Source organism: Paenibacillus xylaniclasticus (genome assembly GCF_004001065.1).
In the GTDB taxonomy this organism is placed as follows: domain Bacteria; phylum Bacillota; class Bacilli; order Paenibacillales; family Paenibacillaceae; genus Paenibacillus_T; species Paenibacillus_T xylaniclasticus.
On the sequence record NZ_BIML01000002.1, the window covers coordinates 230,953 to 246,285 of the forward strand.

Here is a 15,333-nt window from a genome sequence, read left to right on the forward strand (position 1 = left end):
TCCCCTCAATCCTCGTTAGTAGGAGCAAACGGCTTTCTCTGCACGCCCTGCTCCGTCTCGATCAGCAGCTCGATCCGCCGTTCTACAAGCTCCAGCTTGCTCCCGCACAATTGGGACAACCGCATACCTTCTTGAAATAGATCGATCGCTGTTTCAAGCGGAACGTCCCCATTCTCCAGTTGAGACACGATCCGTTCCAATTGATTCATCGCTTCCTCGAACGACAGCTGCTGCTCATTCGTTTCCATCGTTCTCATCACCTCGTATCGACCAAATATGGCAGTCCAATTGACCATCAGACAACCGAACCTTTATGACATCTCCTGGCTGCACATCGTTCACGGAACGAATAAGCTTCTGCTCGTTCTCGTCATATACAAGACTGTATCCCCGCGCCATAACTTTGAGCGGGCTAAGGGCATCCAGCTGTCTAATCGATGACGCTAGCTGCAGCCTCCGTTCCTTCAGCTGTACTGCTATTGCTGATTCCAACCGCCGGTTAAGCATCGTCAGCTTATCTGCTGCCGATTGCACAGCATTGCCGGGATGATGGGCCATCAGCGTTGTTCTCAGTCGCTCCAGCCGTTCACGTCCTCTCTCCGACCTCCGAGCGGCAAGCGTTGTTAATCGCTCCGTAAGCCGGTCAAGCCGTTGTGCCTGATCAAGCAGATAGCGACGCGGATGTACAAAAAAAGGCGACCTTCTGATTCGTTCCAGCTTCTCCCTACGAACGCGAACGTGATGCTGTGCCGCTTGTACAAGACGCTGCTCTAATCGACTCATATGCCTCTGCAGCTCGCCGAGATGCGGTACAGCAAGCTCAGCGGCTGCCGTCGGCGTCGCCGCTCTCAAATCGGCAACGAAATCCGCAATGGTGAAATCCGTCTCGTGGCCGACGGCTGAAATAACCGGAATCGAGGAGGCAGCAATCGCTCTAGCGACCTCCTCCTCGTTAAACGCCCATAATTCTTCCAGTGAACCGCCGCCGCGCCCTACAATTAATACGTCGGTCTCCGCCATTCGGTTCATAAATTCAATTGCTCTCGCAATTGAAGGTGCCGCGCCCGTGCCTTGCACGAGCACAGGACATACGATAATGGGCACCGAAGGATGCCGCCGCTGCAGCGTTATAATAACGTCGCGAACAGCAGCTCCAGTCGGTGATGTAATGACGCCAATCGCACGCGGAAAAGCTGGTATTGGACGTTTACGCGCTTGGTCGAACAGGCCTTCGCTTTCCAGCTTTTTCTTAAGCTGCTCATAAGCTAAATACAAGCTGCCGATCCCATCAGGCTGCATACTGGTTACATAAAATTGATAATTCCCATCGCGCTCATAGACCGACACATTACCTCTTGCGATCACTTTCGTTCCTTCCTTCGGAATGAACGGCAAGCTTCGGTTATGAGAGGCGAACATGATGCATTTAATCCGGCTGTCGCTTTCTTTGAGCGTAAAATACATATGGCCGCTGGAATGATGGGTAAAATTCGAAATTTCACCACGAAGCCAAATATCACTGAGCAATTGATCGGATTCCAGCTTCAGCTTTATGTAACGATTCAGCTCCTTGATCGAATAGATGCGAGGGGCGTTCGCCATAATACGCGTCACACTCCGATTCCGTGTGCTTTCTTAGCCGCCTTCAGCGTGTTCTGCATCAGCATCGTAATCGTCATAGGTCCTACTCCGCCTGGTACAGGTGTAATAGCACCTGCCGTTTCGAGACAGTCCTCATAATTGACATCGCCTACAAGCTTCTTATCCGCCAGACGGTTAATCCCAACGTCGATAACCACAGCGCCAGGCTTCACATAAGAAGAGTCGATAGCTTCTGGCTTACCGATCGCTGCGACAAGAATGTCCGCTTGCTTCGCGATTTCTTGCAAATTCGTCGTGCGCGAGTGAGTAATTGTAACCGTCGCATTCTCGCGAAGCAGAAGGCTAGCTACCGGCTTACCAACAATGTTGCTGCGTCCGATAACGACGGCATGCTTACCTGCAATATCAGTACCCGAACGTTTAATCAGTTCAATAACGCCTGCCGGCGTGCATGGCAGCAGACTGTCGTCGCCGATAACGAGATTGCCCACGCTTTGAGGGTGGAAGCCGTCCACGTCTTTATCGACCGAGATCGCATCGATGACGGCTTTCTCGTTAATATGCTTAGGAAGCGGCAGCTGTACCAGAATCCCGTGAATCGTCGTTTGATTGTTAAGACGATCAATTAGAGAAAGAAGCTCTTCCTCCGACGTATCTGCGCCGAGCCGATGAACCTCAGAATAAAAGCCAAGCTGCTGACAAGCTTTCTCCTTGCTGCCTACATACACCTTTGATGCAGGATCTTCGCCAACGAGCACAACAGCTAGACCTGGCACGATACCTTGCTGCTTAAGCTTTGCCGTCTCCGCCTTCACTTCTTCCCGAATTTGATCCGAAATCGCTTTACCGTTAATAATTTGTGCTGTCATATTGGTTATCGCTCCCTTATATCCAAATATCCAAATCGTTATTGGTTAGATTTCAAATCGTTAATTGCACCGATTAACTTGCCAAGCACACCGTTGACAAATTTGCCAGACTCGTCCGTACCAAAATGCTTCGCAAGCTCGATTGCCTCGTTAATTGCTGCCTTAGGCGGCACATCTTCCCGAAACACAATCTCGTAGCATGCGAGACGAAGCACCTGCTTGTCCACACGGGACAGCCGATCCACCTGCCAGCCCGTCAAATATTGCTGCAGGATATTATCAATCGCTGCTTGTCGCTCTAAGACGCCGAGCACAAGCTCACGCGTAAAAGCTTCAACCTTCTTCGCTTCCTCGGGCTGCGCTCCAAGCTCATTGTCGTGCTGACGTGCTTCCTCCATGAGCATATTAACTGCTTCATCGGCCGATACTTCATTCATTTCAATCTGATACAAGCTTGATACTGCAATTTCCCGTGCGAGTCTTCGTTTCATGGGGCCTCCTTCAACTTCGTCGTAAACAGCTTCAACATCTATTACATATATAATGGGCAATGGTGCTTCCGAACATGACAAAACCTCTGCCTTGGCCATCAAACCGTTTGGCCGTGTTCAGAGGTACGTTACTTCGACTACCGGAACTTGTACCGCCAGCCCATGTTTCTTAACGTTTCGTCTATGCAGATTAGCTTATGATCTCCTCCCTGCTCCAAAGCCATTGCATAACCTAAGCTTCCGGAGTACGGAGGAGACCACAGAGCTACCGGAAAGGACGCTGGCGACCAATCCACCGTTCCATCCACTTCGCCACGCGGTTAAACGGAAGGCGCAAACCTTCTCCTGACTCCATCCGTTTGCCAATAACATATCCGACGCCAATCAAAAAGGCGAATACGAGCATGTCCCAAAATCCAGCGAATAAATAGACGATTCCGAGCACGAGACCGACAGCCGCTCCGGCTATTCTGCCTCCATAATCGCTAAGCCAATGCTTCCACATCGGGCAAGCTCACCTCTATTCCACGCGGCTTTTGAATGCTGGGGCTTGTACCACATTCGCAACGAACACCGATACGCTAGCTACCGGAATGCCGGTAATCTCTTCAATGTGAGATTTGACCGAACGCTGTATCTCTTCCGTCAGCGTCGGGATTGGGGTATCGCCATCTACGACAGTACGAATGACAATATCCAATCCAGCTTCTGACACCTTAATGCGCGCACGCAAATCTTTCAGCCCGCGCTGCTTCGATGCCGCTTTCAAAGCCAGGTTCTCAACCGTTTCCATCGAAATTCGCACTTCGCCAAGCTCATTGCGCTGATCGATCGATTGTGCCGACCCGCCGCTGCGCTTTACGGAAATAAAAAACAGCCGAAGACTGATTAAGAACATGACGACAGCGAAGATAACAGCCGTAAGTTGAATCCAAGCAATATCACCGTCATACAGGCTGCGCATGCCATCCAACGCCGACTCCTCCGGTATCCAGCGAAGTCCGAGACAGAACAACCCAATCGAAGCGGCACCTACTACAATGCTGTATAAGAAAAGCAATAGCTTGTCCATTACTCTGACCAACGTATAGGCCTCCTCCGGCATAACGGAATGAAAACCCCCTTGCGCTGAGCGGCACGCCCGTTCACGAGGGGGTTTGGTACGATCTTGCCGACCCGCGCGTACGCGGCTCAAGCAACTATTTCACCCGCTGGTGTGTGTCCTCTTCTTCCGCTTTCTCTGCTGTCTTGAAGTGAACGTCATGAATATGAACGTTGACCTCCACGACATGCAAACCTGTCATCGTCTCGATAGAACGCTTGACGTTACGCTGAATTTCGGATGCGATATCTGGAATACGATTGCCATATTCAACAATGATCGATACGTCTACCGCCGCTTCACGCTGGCCTACCTCGACCTTAACACCCTTCGATAAGTTCTTCCGTCCCAGCAGCTCGGCGATACCGCCAGCGAAGCCGCCGCTCATTCCGGCAACCCCCTGCACTTCAACGGTCGCCAATCCGGCGATGACCTCGATCACTTCAGGCGCGATCTGAATACTGCCCATCTCTGTCCGTTCATAGTCAGCAACAATTGTACTCGTACTCATAAATCGTCTACACCTCCCTTAAAGTCGAGCGCATCTCCGGGCTTGCAAGCCGGAGGCTTATCCGCTTCTAATCTCTATACTATAACATCAGGCTAGATTTATGACAAACCTGAGTATTTCCTCGTAGGAAGCGGTTAAGCTTCTTCGAACTCTGCTTCGGGATTGTTAATATCATATTCTTCAAGGAACTTGATATCGAACGTGCCCTTAAGAAACTTCGGATGATTCAGCAGCTTCATATGGAACGGGATCGTCGTCTTGATCCCTTCAATCTCGAATTCGTACAGCGCGCGCTTCATTCGCGCAATCGCCTCTTCACGAGTTGCGCCCCATACGATCAGCTTCGCAATCATCGAGTCATAATGCGGCGAAATCGTATATCCCGGGTATGCAGCCGAATCGACGCGAACACCTAAGCCGCCCGGCGGCAAATAAAATTGGATTTGACCAGGGGACGGCATAAAGTTGCGCTCAGAGTCCTCGGCATTAATTCGACACTCAATGGCCCAGCCGTTTACTTTAATATCTTCCTGGCGGATTGACAACGGATTGCCTTCAGCGACGGAAATCATCTCGCTGATGAGATCGACGCCTGTAATAAGCTCCGTAACAGGATGCTCTACCTGAATACGAGTGTTCATCTCCATGAAATAGAAGTTTCCGTCTGGTCCGAGCAGGAACTCAAGTGTTCCGGCGCCTGAATACTGAACGGCAAGCGCTGCGCGCACTGCTGCTTGTCCCATCTTCTCACGAATGGCAGGCGTCAGTACCGGACAAGGCGCCTCCTCCACGAGCTTCTGGCGGCGACGCTGCACAGAGCAGTCACGTTCAAACAGATGGACAGCATTGCCATGCTTATCAGCCAAAATTTGAATCTCGACATGCTTCATACCCGTCAAGTATTTCTCCAAATATACGCCCGCATTGCCGAAAGCTTTCTGCGCTTCCTGCTGTGCGGTCGTAATCTGTGAGATAAGCGATTCTTCGTCTTCCGCGATACGGATACCTTTGCCACCGCCGCCTGCCGTCGCTTTAATAATGACAGGGTAGCCGATTTCGCGGGCGATGCGTACCGCTTCATCAAGATCCTCAATAAGACCGTCTGAGCCTGGAATGACCGGAACGTTCGCATCCTTCATCGTCTGCTTCGCTACCGACTTGTCCCCCATCTTGCTGATGGCCGTCGGGGAAGGTCCGATGAACGTTACATTACAGGCCTCGCAAATTTCGGCGAAATCTGCATTCTCCGCGAGGAAACCGTAGCCAGGATGGATCGCATCGCAGCCGGTCAGCGTCGCTACACTCATAATATTCGTTAAGTTCAAATAGCTGTCCTTAGACAGCGTCGGTCCGATACAATAAGCCTCGTCAGCAAGACGTACATGAAGCGAATCGCGGTCAGCCTCCGAGTAGACAGCCACCGTCGCAATTCCTTTCTCACGGCAGGCACGAATAATCCGGACCGCAATCTCACCACGGTTAGCGATCAAAATTTTCTCGAATTTCAATTTGAAACTCCTTTCAGAAGCGAAATAACCCCTTTATTCCGGCTTGACAAGGAACAACGGCTGACCAAATTCCACCAGCTGACCGTTCTCGACGAGCACTTCCACGATTTCGCCGCGAACTTCCGCTTCGATCTCGTTCATCAGCTTCATCGCTTCCAAAATACATACGACTGTCTTGTCCGTAACGCGCGAACCCTTCTGCACGAACGGTGCAGAATCCGGCGATGGAGCTGCATAGAATGTTCCGACCATCGGCGATACGATCTTATGTAGATTATCTTGTGCTGCAGGCACTGGAGCAGAAGCAGGCTGAGCAGGAGCTGCTGCCGCTGCCGGAACTGCTGGAGCAGCAGGTGTAGACGGAATCACTTGCGCAACTGCTGGAGCAGCTTGTACCGTCACGACTTCTTGCTTGCCTGGCTTGCGAATAAGAAGACGCGTGCCTTCATTCTCAATCTCCAGCTCGTGAACAGAGGTCTGGTCAATTAATTTAATCAGTTCTTTTATTTCGTTCAACTTGAACATTCGTATCAATTCACTCCTTCATCAAGTAACGAAGCTTGTCTACTTCGATCCCGCGGTACGATAATCGTACAGGGAAGAATTCCAATTGTTACCCATAACGTATGTATTATAGCATAAACAGAACCGAACCAACATATTTTTCTGCCCACCTCGCCTAAAGGTTTCCCCATGCTGAAGGTACAAAGTATGCACAAAAGCCCGCCAACAGAAGCTTTGCGCTCCTGCAGGCAGGCACATCGTTTAAGGTACAAATTGGACTTTCACTTGCTCTGGCTCGACCTCCAGCGACTTGGTTACCATATCGACAATTTCGACCGCCTGGCCAGGATTAAGCTGCTCACTCTGCACGACGACCTTGTAATGGTCGTTCTGATCATCGACGACGGCTATAGGAAATAATTGATTTAGCTGCTCCTCAAGCGCCGTTATCCGATCCATCTTATCCTCCAGCGCATCAAGCTTCGAAAGCGCCTGATTCGCTTCTTCACTGCTTGCGTCCTTCGTATTCGAGATAACAGCCATCAATTCATCCGACGCTTTGTTATAATTTTCAGTTCGTTTGTACTGTAGATCGGTAAAAATATTGTTCGTCGATGCCGTCACGCCTTGCGACTCCAGCATTTCGAGCGTCTTCTGATCCTCCTCGCTCATTCCGCCTGCCGCCTGCGTCGCACCTTCAGTCGTTCCTTCTACTTCATTCACCACGATAGCGGATTGTTCTTGACCGTTCGCTGCTTCCATCGCACCATTTGTTCCTTCTGACGCAAGCCTGCTCGGTGTCGGGTCCAAATCTTCCGTGAACAGATAATATGCCGATAGAATGACCATTAAGCTAAGCATCGATACGAGCCAGATCGTTTGTCTTTTTGTGTTCATAGAAGAACACCCTCCTATCTTTCTTCAAAATAATGTTATTTACTGCTTGCTCGGTACGATCGAAATGCGGTTAACCGGAACGTCGATGCCTTTCTCGATCGCATCCAGAATGAGCCGTTTCACCGTCGGATGCTCTGCCCCTTTGGCGACGACTAGAATGCCGCTAATTTTCGGTTTAATTTTCTTCATTACGATCGGAGACTGGTCGCCTGACGTCTCATACAAGACGATATTCCCGTTGTCGGATACGCTTGTCATATGCCGCCTTCCACCATTCTTGTCGCTTTCATCGGTTATTTGCTGTGACTTCTGCGTGTCAATGGCGTAGATGACCTCCTCGGTCGATTCGACCGATACGAGCACATCTACCGTACCAACGCCGACGATTTTCTCTAAAATTTCCTTCAGCCGATTCTCAAGCGGCTGCTCGATGAGGGCAAATTCGGAATCGCTTCGATGCGTCGATAAGGCTGGCACATCTGCTGCCGGCGGCGCGGCCGGACTGGCTGTCGGCTCAACCCCGTCGAATTTCAGATAGGAGTTCACGATCATTAGTGCTGCACCAATGCAGCCGATCAGAAGCAGCCATCTCATCGTGCGTATCCGCTTCGGACCTTTATCGCCTCCGCCGATCATTTTCTCCAGGCTGTCGAGCCATTTGGCCACCGGTCATCCCCCTCTCCGCCAGTTTCGGCAGTATGTGCCGTATTACGCTTCTGCCAACCTGATAACAATCTGGTCTGGAGCAATGCTCCATCCCTGACGCAGCGCAAGCTCAATTTCATCCTTTACGGCAGGCTCGACCTGCGGCTCTTCTCGGCTGGCAGAGCCTTGCTGCAGCCTCGCTGCATCTGAATTTTCCGCGATGTCTACGTCTACTGCAATTTTGATTGGAGCTATCGCCATCTGATCTTGCGAAGTGGATGACTGCACGCTATCTTGTCCTTGATCCTCCGTTATTGGAAGTGTCACTTTCACCGCATCGATCGACTTCCCAGAAGAGTCGAGCGTAACCATCACCTGTGTCCCTTGCGTACTCAGTCTGCTGTTAAGCTCCAGCTCCATCGCCGCCGCAAGCTGACGTTCCGTTAACGCTGAAGCCTGACGCTGCTGTTCCTCGCTAAGACGCTGTGCTTCCTTCGTTATGTCTTGCAAAGTCGGCATTCTGACGTCATACCGGGCTCCTGCTTTTTCCCATTCATTCATACCGGCTTCCACCTGTGTATTGAAGTCTCCCTGAAAAACTTTAAGAAGCGGTGACAATATCGTCATCAGGACGATAAGGCCTACAACCAGCCTTGCATAACGCTGCATCGCTTTATTCGGCAGCAGTAAATCGACGATCGACGCCAGCAGAATAACGGTAATAATTTCTTTCAGCCAGCCGCTCAGCCAATCCAGCATGTTGGCTTCCTCCGAGATTGATTAATAAAACGTTCACCGCATCACGATGGCGGCATTGCCTGCGGTTAATATGACGGTCACCGCCAAAAAAAACATGAGCGCGACAGCCGCAAGAGCAGCGAATACATAAATCATCGTCTTGCCGATCGTCGCAAGGCAAGCGGCGATTGGGCTATCGCCGAGCGGCTGCATGACGGCAGCTGTGACGTTGTAGATCAGCGCGAGCGTTAATATTTTGAGTGCCGGGAACGCACACAGAAACAGGAGAATAATAACGCCTGCGATGCCGACTGCATTTTTCACAAGCATAGAAGCGGAGATGACGGTGTCTGATGCATCGGAGAACATTTTGCCGACGACCGGTACGAAATTGCCCGCTACGAACTTAGCTGTTCGAAGCGTTACTCCATCGGTCAGAGCTGCAGTCGCCCCTTGCACCGAGATCACGCCAAGGAACGTACTAACAAGCACCCCTAACGTGCCGATGCCGATATTACGCAGCAGGTTCGCAAGCTGCGTCACCTTGAACTTGTCCGTCAATGCACTTGCAATATGCAGTACAGCCGAGAAGAATAAGAGCGGGAATACGATCGTGTAAATTAACGTACCTACCGCATGGATCATAAAAACAATGACCGGGTGAAGCACTGTTACTGTCGCAATGCTTCCAACCGACGCGAGCAGCGTGAGCAGCAGTGGAACCATCGCCATCATGAATTGAATCATTCCGCCGATCGCATCTTTGGCATAGCCGATCGCAACATTGAAGCTGTTAATGGCAAGGATGATGAGCACCATATAAGAGATGGCGTAGGCAACTTTGCTGACAGCGTTGCGCTCGAATGCATTTTGCAGCGTCTCTAGTATGGAGCTGAAAACCGCCAGCAGCACGATCGTTACAAGCAGCTTGCCATTGTACAACACTTCATGCAGCATATACTTGAGCAAACCAGCCAAAACCGTCGTCAGCTTCAAGCTCTCGCCGCCCGGCATTATCATCTCGGCGAAGGATGGAAGATTCCGATCCGGGAAGTAACCACCGTATTCGTTGACAAGTCGGCTCCAATAGCTCTCAATCGGATCGGCGTTCAATTCTGCCGCCTGCTCCTTGGCTAGCCGTTCGGACAGCCCATGATCCGAAGGCAGCGTGCTTTGACTATCCGATGGAGGAGGAACACCGCCGACAGGCCCGCTCGATTGTGCTGCTGCGAACGCCGCATGCGATGTGGTAAAGATAACCCATAATAGTACGACCAATGCGACCAACCTTCGGGCGGCGACTCGATTGTTCATCATCGTCATCCTCTCACCCTCCCGGCGGCATTAAGCCGAGCACCGTCTCGACGATGACATGGATGATCGGCACGGCCATAACGAGAATGAGCACCTTGCCGGCGAATTCGATCTTGGAGGCGATTCCCTCTTGTCCAGCATCCCGCACGATTTGGGCGCCGAATTCGGCAATATACGCGATCCCAATAATTTTTAATATCGTCTTCAAATAAATCGATGGAATGCCTGTCTGTTCCGCCAGCCGTTCCAGCATCGAGATGACGGCATCGATTCGTTCGATAACGTAGAGGAAGATGAACAGTCCGGTAAAAGCCGCCAGCAAAAAAGCGAACATCGGCTTCTGCTCGCGAACGACGAGGATGAGGACAGTAGCGATCAACCCAAGTCCGACGATCTGAATGATTTCCAATCCCGTTCACCTGCCCCGCACCCGTTCTACCGCATGATGCGCCGTCCGATTAGTTACATTCACTGGAATAAGAAGATCGTCTTAATTTCTTGAAACAATTCGTTCAGAAGCCGGACGACCATGAATAGCACGACGACAAAACCGATTACTGTTACCCAATGCGCCATATCTTCCTTGCCCATCTGCTTCAAAACAGTATGAATCATCGCGATGATGATGCCGATGCCGGCGATTTGAAATATAGCGCTCACATCGATATTCATGTGTGCGGCACCCCACTAAACCATCAATATGACGACGAGAGCGGCAAGCAATAGGCCAAGACTTCTGCTCATCTTCTCGTACTTCGATTGTTCGTCCTTCGCTGCATCTTCCTCCGCCTTTAACTGTACAGCCGCCAAACGTAAATGCTTGAGCTGGTCGTCCTTGTCGCTTATTCCGAGCGTTGATCCGAGCCGCAATGCCACCTTCAGCTCTGGTTCCCGCATTGCCGTCGCCGGCCAGCCGGCACGCATGGCCGACTCCCAGCATTCGCGGAACGTCCGCCCATCCCCTAAACCGAGCTCATCAGCCGCTGCTTGAAGCAATCGGCTAATCGGCTGCTCCGCGCTGGCAGCGGTGTTTCGAAGAGCTTCCGGAAGCGGGGTTCTGCCGTACACAATCTCGGTCTCCAGTCTCTGAAGCGAGCCTGACAGCTGCCGAATTTGTTTTGGACGGTCTGCATAGCGAGCAGCCTGCAGGAAGCCGATCAGCGTGCCTGCGAACAATACGAGTGCGGCGCCGATTAGTTTAACGAGCATTCATATCACCTGCTGCGGGCCATGAAGTAGGTTCGCGAGGCGCCGCTGGCGAATGACCTGCCGTTCGGGTCGGTGCACCAGCAGCGCTTGCAGACGATGCTGCAGCGGAATGCTCTAAATCAATCACTCTGGAAGCAAGTCCGTCTTTCGTGCGCCGCAGCACGACGCCGCGAGCAAATGCGTTGTCCTGCAGCAGACGGCGGATAGCCGGCCTCGCCGCAGCTTCCTGCCAGCTGCCTGCGTGCGCAGTTGCAATGACGGCTACACCAGCCCGGGCTGCTTCACGAATCGCCTCTACATCCTCGTCACGACCAATTTCGTCAACGACGAGAACTTCCGGCGACATGGATCGAATCATCATCATCATTCCTTCCGCCTTCGGACATGCATCCATCACATCGGTTCGCGGACCGACGTCGAACGTCGGCACGCCTCGTACGCAGGCCGCAATTTCTGAACGCTCGTCCACAATGCCGACTTTACGTCCCGGCCATCCCTCCGCATGCGGTAAACGCCACCTCCCGTAGCTGACAGCTCTAGCTAAATCTCGAATAAATGTTGTCTTCCCTTGCCGGGGCGCTCCGATTATTAGCGTTGACGAGATCGTTTGTCTATAGCGGTCAATCAGCATCGGCAACACAGGCAGCGACACGCCCGCAGCATCCCTTGCAATCCGGACGTTGAAGCCTCCTATGTCACGAATACTTCGAACTTTACCATCCTCTAGCACCGTCCGCCCGGCAAGCCCAATGCGATGACCACCTTCGACTGTAATGTAGCCTCGGCGCAGCTCCTCTTCCATGGCATACACGGAATGGTTCGTCATTCTTTCCAGCAGCCTTCGGCACATATCCGCTGATGGCTTAATAGCACCGTCCGGACTGTTCTGCAGCTTACCTCCTGGCGTAACGAAAGCCGAGCCTCCGCCTGTCCACACTTCGAGCGGACGATTTTCCCGAATGCGAATTTCTTCTAGTCCGTCCATAACCGAAGCAGGCAGTCGGGAAAGCGCCTCTGACAGCTCCGTTGGCAGCAGATACGATATCCGACCCAGCATACGCCCCCCACTCCTCTCTCGATGTTTGTCCTCGTCTCTGTTGTTTCATATGTATGTCCCAGAGCGAATAATATGACGACAGTAACGCGTTATAATACGATTTTTATAGAGGCGACCGTTCGATAGATTGCTATTTTTTAAGAACACCGATCAATAGGCAGCCGATTCCGGCTGTAATCCATGCCAGCTTGCCAAATGATACCTTATCCGCCAAGCCTACCAATCCGATCGTCGTCGTCGCGATCAGGATGACCGGGCCCACTAGCGCCAGCGAAGAATTGACGAGCAGTGCCCTGTCTATTTGGTTAAGCTTCAGCATCAGAAGCGCTGCGCACAGCTCGATCGAGCCGGACAAAATGCGAAGCGTCGCCATACTGAGCACGATTTTGTTCAGCATCATTTTCTCCCCCAATTCTTTTAAGTTAAAGCTCCAAATACTCTTTATTCAGCCTATGCACGCATGTCCGAATTTAGGCCGGGGACACCAGCCTAGAGCCATCTGCATATATTGCTAGCGTGACCATACACCAGCATGGTCGGAGCGCACGTCCAGCACACAAGCTGGCGTTCTTGGAAAGGCGGATTCAAAGCATGCAGGTTGGAGTAATTGCGAGCGTCAATGAGGCGCGCACCGACCGGTTCACGCACCGGACGGCTATCGTAATCGATGTGCTCCGCGCAACAAGCACTATGGTTGCCGCTCTAGAAGCAGGTGTAGCCGGGATCATTCCGACAGAGACAGTGCTAGAAGCGAAGGCACTACATCGCCCGGGAGATCTGCTCGGCGGAGAACGGTTCTGCCGTAAAATAACGGGATTCGATCTTGGTAATTCACCGCAGGAATACAAAGCCGAAATGGTCAAAGGCAAAAGGCTAGTGCTTACGACAACGAACGGCACCCGTGCCGTTATGAAGTCGTTGCGCGCGGATAACGTGCTGGCCGGCGCAATCGTCAATGCAGCAGCTTGCGCTAGAACAATTGTAGAGCTGCGAAGGGATGCGATTTTGTTATGTGCAGGAAGTCATGATGAGTTCGCGGTTGAGGACGGTTTATGTGCAGGATTGCTGCTTGACAGGCTCGAAGCACTTATCGGCCAGCCTGTTGAGACCGACGACCTCGGCATAGCAATGCTCGCCTTCTACAGAGAGCGCCGGAACGCCATTGCCGAGACGGTCTCCAGCGGTATGACAGGAAGAAGATTAATTAAGATGGGATTAGGCTCTGATATCGACTGGTGCTCAACCGTCGACTCCAGCAGCATCGTCCCTCGCCTTAACGGCGATTGGATGACGAAGTAAGTTCTTATGGGCTGGCCGTCCGTTTATTAGGATGGCTTATTTCTTTAAACTTGGAGGAAGATAAAATAGGTGCCTTCCGGCACCTATTTCTCGCTATCACGCTCGCTTCGCGCTCCGTAAGTGCCAACGACCGAATAAAATGGTTCGCGCAGAGAGCCATAAGGGCGCTGCCTTATGGTAAAAAAACTAACACAAAAAGCTCTGCAAAGTCATATTCCATGACCATTGCAGAGCCTTCATAAAGCTGCAATACCTATTAAAATTTCAATTAACGGCGCTCGGAAGGACCGCCGACGAATGCTTGCTCAGCCGTATCAAGGCCGTAAGCCGTATGAAGCGCACGAACAACGTCGTTAAGCGGCTCTGCTGCAATAACGCACGAGCATTTGATTTCGGACGTGCTTACCATCTTGATGCTGACGCCAAGCTTCGAGATTGCATCGAACATCGTTGCTGCTACGCCAGGGTTGCTCACCATACCAGCGCCAACAATCGACACTTTCACGAGGTCATCCTCGGAGGTTGTCTCGCGGAACGGTACTTCGTTACGGATTCCATCGATAACAGCAAGCGCTTTGTCCTTGTCGCTCTTCGACAGCGTGAACGAGAAGTCCGCTTTACCTCCTTGAACACCGCTTTGCACGATAATGTCCACATCGATACCGTTGTTAGCCAGTGCACCGAATACTTTCGCCAGTACGCCTGGCACATCTTCAACGCCCAAAATACTGATTCTCGCTACGTTCTTGTCAAAAGCGATACCACTTACGACCACGCCTTGCTCCATGACCGCTTCCTCCTTCACCGTCGTACCTTCATTCTGATTAAAACTGGAACGCACAACCAGCTTCACATTATTATGCTTTGCGTATTCTACCGCGCGCGGATGAAGGACAGCCGCGCCAAGATGCGCGAGCTCCAGCATCTCATCATACGAAATCTCTTTCAGCTTACGAGCACATTTCACGACACGCGGGTCAGTCGAATAGACACCGTCTACATCTGTGAAAATTTCGCATACATCCGCATTAATAGCAGCGGCAAGCGCAACGGCCGTCGTATCCGAGCCGCCGCGGCCGAGCGTCGTAATTTCACCAGCTTCCGTCATCCCTTGGAATCCGGCAACAATGACAATCTGACCATTATCGAGCGCATTGAATATCCGCTCCGGACGAATGTCGGTAATACGTGCCTTCGTGTGAACCGCTTCCGTGAAAATTCCCGCTTGCCATCCCGTGTACGAGACAGCCTCATGACCAAGCGAATGTATCGTCATCGACAAGAGCGCGACCGAAATCTGCTCTCCCGTCGTAAGAAGCATATCCATCTCGCGAGCCGGCGGATTCGGGTTCAATTGCTTGGATTGATCGATTAGATCATCCGTCGTATCTCCCATTGCAGAGACTACGACAACAACGCGGTTACCCGCTTCCTTCGTTTGCACAATCCGTTGTGCTACCTTTTGCATCCGTTCCGTTGTGCCGACGGAGCTGCCGCCGAATTTCATCACAATCAACGACAAAGCTGTTCACTCCCAACCTTGACATTAGCATACAAGTCAATATTATAGCATATGTCCTATGATTC

The 15,333-nt window shown here is 51.7% G+C and carries 20 protein-coding genes; 1 reads left to right on the plus strand and 19 read right to left on the minus strand.

Annotation, left to right across the window (positions count from 1 at the left end; translation table 11 throughout):
* Positions 1-5: 5 nt before the first annotated feature.
* The 18 genes from xseB to PXY01_RS03005 form a co-directional block, all read right to left on the minus strand.
* On the minus strand, positions 6-248 hold the full coding sequence (xseB, locus tag PXY01_RS02920) for an exodeoxyribonuclease VII small subunit (protein ID WP_127567107.1): 243 nt from the start codon (positions 246-248) through the stop codon (positions 6-8).
* Positions 235-1,602, minus strand: a complete 1,368-nt coding sequence (gene xseA, locus PXY01_RS02925; protein WP_127567109.1) for an exodeoxyribonuclease VII large subunit — start codon at positions 1,600-1,602, stop codon at positions 235-237. The genes xseB and xseA overlap by 14 nt, the downstream gene beginning before the upstream one ends.
* Positions 1,603-1,610: 8 nt before the next feature.
* Complete coding sequence (gene folD / locus PXY01_RS02930) at positions 1,611-2,471, minus strand: bifunctional methylenetetrahydrofolate dehydrogenase/methenyltetrahydrofolate cyclohydrolase FolD (RefSeq protein ID WP_127567111.1); 861 nt, start codon at positions 2,469-2,471, stop codon at positions 1,611-1,613.
* Between the two features lie 38 nt (positions 2,472-2,509).
* Positions 2,510-2,962, minus strand: coding sequence for a transcription antitermination factor NusB (gene nusB, locus PXY01_RS02935; RefSeq protein WP_127567113.1), 453 nt, complete (start codon positions 2,960-2,962; stop codon positions 2,510-2,512).
* Positions 2,963-3,227: 265 nt separating this feature from the next.
* Entirely contained in the window at positions 3,228-3,467 is a 240-nt protein-coding gene (locus tag PXY01_RS02940) for a DUF2273 domain-containing protein (RefSeq protein ID WP_127567115.1), read from the minus strand.
* 15 nt (positions 3,468-3,482) lie between these two features.
* Positions 3,483-4,046 carry an alkaline shock response membrane anchor protein AmaP gene (amaP, locus tag PXY01_RS02945; protein WP_127567117.1) on the minus strand — a complete coding sequence of 188 codons (564 nt, stop codon included), beginning with the start codon at positions 4,044-4,046 and terminating at the stop codon, positions 3,483-3,485.
* A gap of 115 nt (positions 4,047-4,161) precedes the next feature.
* Positions 4,162-4,575 (minus strand): Asp23/Gls24 family envelope stress response protein, encoded by a 414-nt coding sequence (locus tag PXY01_RS02950; RefSeq protein ID WP_127567119.1) that lies wholly within the window; start codon positions 4,573-4,575, stop codon positions 4,162-4,164.
* A 134-nt stretch (positions 4,576-4,709) separates the two neighbouring features.
* A complete protein-coding gene (gene accC, locus PXY01_RS02955) occupies positions 4,710-6,083 on the minus strand; it encodes an acetyl-CoA carboxylase biotin carboxylase subunit (RefSeq protein WP_127567121.1) in 1,374 nt (457 codons plus the stop codon).
* A gap of 33 nt (positions 6,084-6,116) precedes the next feature.
* The gene (gene accB, locus PXY01_RS02960; protein WP_127567123.1) at positions 6,117-6,608 is read right to left on the minus strand and encodes an acetyl-CoA carboxylase biotin carboxyl carrier protein; all 492 of its coding nucleotides are present in this window, start codon (positions 6,606-6,608) and stop codon (positions 6,117-6,119) included.
* A gap of 240 nt (positions 6,609-6,848) precedes the next feature.
* On the minus strand, positions 6,849-7,484 hold the full coding sequence (locus PXY01_RS02965; RefSeq protein WP_127567125.1) for a SpoIIIAH-like family protein: 636 nt from the start codon (positions 7,482-7,484) through the stop codon (positions 6,849-6,851).
* Between the two features lie 39 nt (positions 7,485-7,523).
* A complete protein-coding gene (spoIIIAG, locus tag PXY01_RS02970; protein ID WP_127567127.1) occupies positions 7,524-8,150 on the minus strand; it encodes a stage III sporulation protein AG in 627 nt (208 codons plus the stop codon).
* A gap of 42 nt (positions 8,151-8,192) precedes the next feature.
* Positions 8,193-8,888 carry a stage III sporulation protein AF gene (gene spoIIIAF / locus PXY01_RS02975; protein WP_127567129.1) on the minus strand — a complete coding sequence of 232 codons (696 nt, stop codon included), beginning with the start codon at positions 8,886-8,888 and terminating at the stop codon, positions 8,193-8,195.
* 33 nt (positions 8,889-8,921) lie between these two features.
* Positions 8,922-10,190 (minus strand): stage III sporulation protein AE, encoded by a 1,269-nt coding sequence (gene spoIIIAE, locus PXY01_RS02980; RefSeq protein WP_246027772.1) that lies wholly within the window; start codon positions 10,188-10,190, stop codon positions 8,922-8,924.
* A gap of 4 nt (positions 10,191-10,194) precedes the next feature.
* Positions 10,195-10,590, minus strand: coding sequence for a stage III sporulation protein AD (spoIIIAD, locus tag PXY01_RS02985; protein WP_127567131.1), 396 nt, complete (start codon positions 10,588-10,590; stop codon positions 10,195-10,197).
* A 59-nt stretch (positions 10,591-10,649) separates the two neighbouring features.
* A complete protein-coding gene (gene spoIIIAC, locus PXY01_RS02990; RefSeq protein ID WP_006039375.1) occupies positions 10,650-10,853 on the minus strand; it encodes a stage III sporulation protein AC in 204 nt (67 codons plus the stop codon).
* Between the two features lie 15 nt (positions 10,854-10,868).
* Complete coding sequence (spoIIIAB, locus tag PXY01_RS02995) at positions 10,869-11,390, minus strand: stage III sporulation protein SpoIIIAB (protein WP_127567133.1); 522 nt, start codon at positions 11,388-11,390, stop codon at positions 10,869-10,871.
* Positions 11,380-12,447: a stage III sporulation protein AA gene (gene spoIIIAA / locus PXY01_RS03000; protein WP_127567135.1), complete on the minus strand. Its 1,068-nt coding sequence runs from the start codon at positions 12,445-12,447 to the stop codon at positions 11,380-11,382. The genes spoIIIAB and spoIIIAA overlap by 11 nt, the downstream gene beginning before the upstream one ends.
* A gap of 130 nt (positions 12,448-12,577) precedes the next feature.
* Entirely contained in the window at positions 12,578-12,844 is a 267-nt protein-coding gene (locus tag PXY01_RS03005) for a YqhV family protein (protein ID WP_127567378.1), read from the minus strand.
* A 194-nt stretch (positions 12,845-13,038) separates the two neighbouring features.
* Here PXY01_RS03005 and PXY01_RS03010 point away from each other — a divergent pair, with 194 nt between their 5' ends.
* Positions 13,039-13,746 carry a 2-phosphosulfolactate phosphatase gene (locus tag PXY01_RS03010; RefSeq protein ID WP_127567137.1) on the plus strand — a complete coding sequence of 236 codons (708 nt, stop codon included), beginning with the start codon at positions 13,039-13,041 and terminating at the stop codon, positions 13,744-13,746.
* Between the two features lie 268 nt (positions 13,747-14,014).
* On the opposite strand, the gene PXY01_RS03015 is transcribed toward PXY01_RS03010, so the two are convergent.
* A complete protein-coding gene (locus PXY01_RS03015; protein WP_127567140.1) occupies positions 14,015-15,268 on the minus strand; it encodes an aspartate kinase in 1,254 nt (417 codons plus the stop codon).
* Between the last annotated feature and the right edge of the window lie 65 nt (positions 15,269-15,333).